The organism is Vibrio sp. V19_P1S1T109 (assembly GCF_002241375.1).
Classification (GTDB): Bacteria; Pseudomonadota; Gammaproteobacteria; order Enterobacterales; family Vibrionaceae; genus Vibrio; species Vibrio anguillarum.
Window position 1 is genome coordinate 1 of record NZ_NDIM01000240.1, and the last position, 3,197, is coordinate 3,197.

The 3,197-nt window shown below is 42.1% G+C and carries 3 protein-coding genes; all 3 read right to left on the reverse strand.

Annotated elements, in window-relative coordinates:
* Positions 1-8 precede the first annotated feature (8 nt).
* The 3 genes from B9J87_RS12000 to siaM all read right to left on the reverse strand — a co-directional run bounded on the left by B9J87_RS12000 (position 9) and on the right by siaM (position 3,193).
* Complete coding sequence (locus tag B9J87_RS12000; RefSeq protein WP_020327934.1) at positions 9-842, reverse strand: MurR/RpiR family transcriptional regulator; 834 nt, start codon at positions 840-842, stop codon at positions 9-11.
* Positions 843-972: 130 nt separating this feature from the next.
* A complete protein-coding gene (locus tag B9J87_RS12005; RefSeq protein WP_020327935.1) occupies positions 973-1,872 on the reverse strand; it encodes a dihydrodipicolinate synthase family protein in 900 nt (299 codons plus the stop codon).
* A gap of 37 nt (positions 1,873-1,909) precedes the next feature.
* Complete coding sequence (gene siaM / locus B9J87_RS12010) at positions 1,910-3,193, reverse strand: sialic acid TRAP transporter large permease SiaM (protein ID WP_020327936.1); 1,284 nt, start codon at positions 3,191-3,193, stop codon at positions 1,910-1,912.
* Between the last annotated feature and the right edge of the window lie 4 nt (positions 3,194-3,197).

Genomic DNA, 3,197 nt, shown 5'->3' on the forward strand with positions numbered 1-3,197 from the left:
GATAAGAATCAATCCATGAGAGGAAGAACGACCTCTGCCGTTTCAAAAACAGATTCTGAGTATTCAGGGTAAATATCTAAAAGTGTGTTAATCAAAGCATCAACAAGCAATAACGCTCCAACTTTAGAGGAGAAAGCGCCCCCAGTTAATGGCCCTTCCGGTCGCGCAGCAACCAGCATTTCATCTGAAATAGACGATAATGGACTGTGGCTTATATTGGTTAAAGAAATGACAGGAACACCTCGTTTATGAGCTTGGGAGGCAGCATGAATCACTTCTTTGGTTGTACCGGAACTCGATACCGAAAACCAAATGTCACCTGTAGTGCTTCTACGGGCACTCATTGCAGCAAGATGAGTATCCTCATACATAATCGCTTTTTTGCCGATACGAACGAGACGGTAAGCAAGGTAACGCCCAACGATGCTAGATGCCCCAACACCTACGCAGCCGATAAACTGAGCTTTATGGATAAGTTCACAAATACGTTTCAGTGAGTTTCTATCGATCAGCTTAGCAGTATCAAGGAGGCTTTCTACCGCGCTTTGTGCTGATACATCACATATATCACCATCAATTTTAGGTTGTGAGTTGTTTGCAGACTGACTTAAATCAACCGCCAATGCCATTCTAAAATCTGAATAGCCTTTGTACCCCATATCTCGACAGAGACGCAGAACCGTCGCTTCACTCGTTTTTGTATTTCGCGCTAAATCAGTAATGGTTTGGTACTGAACATCATGTGCGTTTTCCATCACATAGTCGGCAACCAATCTTAGTTTTTTACTTAACGGCTCAATATTTGATCGCAACCGAACCAGTAAGTTTTTAGGCAAATTCACGGGGCATCCTTAACAATAATTTGGCCAGTGATAAAGTATCAAAGACCTGAATCTATTAATACACTATCTCAATGATTTGTTTCTAGATTCTTAAATATGAAGGGAGCATCGCTCCCCTCATTGATGAGAATCAAGATAACGACATAAATCCCGCATCTTTCATTTTCGCAATAACATCTGCTTTCTGTTTATCCGTTAAAGAGCGGATTGGCTGACGAGGATTACCAGCATCAATACCATGCAGTTGCATAGCAACTTTACCCGCCGCAACGCCACCATATTCAACAAGGACGCGAATGATAGCAATCACTTTATCCATTAGTGAAGCGACTTCATCATGTTTCCCCTGATTAAAGGCTTCAATGATTTTGAGATATAAAGGCGCAGCGTAGTTGTAAGTACTACCTACTGCACCCACAGCACCAACGGCTAAGCCTGCAGGTAGAAATTCATCAACACCAAATGGCACATCAAACTTTCCGTTAGAAACACGAACGCAACGTTGGTACTCGTACAAATCAGAATTATTGAACTTCGCACCCGACAAATTCGGAATACGTTGCTCACCTTTGATTAAGAACTGCTCTAGGTCCAGATTTACACCTGACATTCCTGAATGATAGTAGTAGAAGCCTTTAGAAGGCGCTGCCGCAGCAATTTGCGCGCAATATTCTACCAAATCGTCAACGCTTCCTGGTCTAAAGAAACAAGGGCCAATCGCAGATGTTGCCAAAATATCGAGAGTTTCGGCGTGTTCAGTTAAGTTTATTGAGTCAACAATGCTTAAAGCACCAGTGTGTAAAACCAAATCCAGTTTACCGTCCGCAGCTTTTACCCAACGTTCAGCAATCGCTTTTCTCTCTTCAACAGAACAGTGAATTCCTTCTCCCGTGGTACCACATATGTAAGCTCCTTTAACACCTTGAGAAATTAGCAACTCAGCAATTTGATCAATCGCACCAAAGTTAACCTTGTTGTCCACTGTAAATGGAGTATGCGGAGCAGCAATCAGGCCAGTTAATTTTTTCATTTCATTTACCTTAATAATTTAATTTTCAGTCGCCAAACTACTGTCCATAACCTAAGAACATTTGAGGTAGTAGTAGGGTGAATTGTGGGAAAATTGCAACAAGAGCCAAAACAATAAACAAAGGCACTAGCAACGGCATTACACCTCTAGTCAATGTATGGAATGGAATGTCACCAACACGTGAAACAACATAGAGAGCCATGCCCATAGGCGGTGTTAGAATGCCAATCATTAGGTTAAGAATTGCCATAACGCCAAAGTGAACTGGGTCGATACCTACAGCTGCTGCCACTGGAACCAAGAACGGAACCAAGAGTAGAAGTAAGGCTAATGACTCAATAAAGGTACCTAAGAACAACAACAGTAAGTTGATTAGTAGCAACAATACCAACGGGTTATCGCTGATTGTTAAGAAATAATCTGCAAGCATTTGTGGCAACTGCTCACGAGCTACGATCCAACCAAATACGGTTACACCCATAACCATTAACGCGACAACTGCCGTAGTGTTTACTGTCTCTTTTAAAATGTCGACCAAGCTGCTTAGCGTAAGTTGTTTGTATACCACTAGACCCAAGAACAAAGCATATAGAGATGACACTACTGCGGCTTCTGTTGGAGTAAACTTGCCAGAGAAAATACCACCGATGATGATCACAGGCGTTAAGAGTGACAAGAATGCTTCTTTAAAAGATTTTAGCTGTTCACGACGCGTCGCTTTTGGCAGCGTCATGTACCCTCGCTTTTTACAGATGAAGTAACTCATTACCATCAACGCAACACAACACAAAAGACCCGGGATGGCACCCGCTAAAAATAAAGCCCCGATGGATGTATTTGACACAACACCGTAAATGACCAAAGGAACTGAAGGGGGAACTAAAGGACCAATAATACAAGATGCAGCCGTCAAACCACCGGCAAAATCGTCGTCATACTTAGCATCACGCATTGACTTAATCTCAAGTTGTCCTAAACCACCAGCATCAGCTAATGCTGAGCCGGACATACCTGAAAATAACAAGCTTGCCATGATATTTACGTGGCCCAAACTACCCGTAATATGACCAACAAGAGACTTAGCGAAATTAAAAATACGTTCCGTAATACCAGCACTGTTCATTAGGTGTCCGGTTAACACAAAAAAAGGAACCGCTAATAAAGTGAAGTTATCGATACCACCTATCATCTGCTGAGCAGCAAAGTTAATACCTGTACTATTGGTTAATACTAAAAATACAAGAGCGACAAAAATTAACGAGAAACCAACGGGCATACCTGCAAATAGCAGAGCTAGCCAGCCAAAAATTGAACCAACCATAGTC

Excerpts from the sequence above, each read along its gene's own strand:
- B9J87_RS12005 (WP_020327935.1), bottom strand. The coding sequence starts at position 1,872 with ATGAAAAAATTAACTGGCCTGATTGCTGCTCCGCATACTCCATTTACA.
- siaM (WP_020327936.1), bottom strand. The coding sequence starts at position 3,193 with ATGGTTGGTTCAATTTTTGGCTGGCTAGCTCTGCTATTTGCAGGTATG.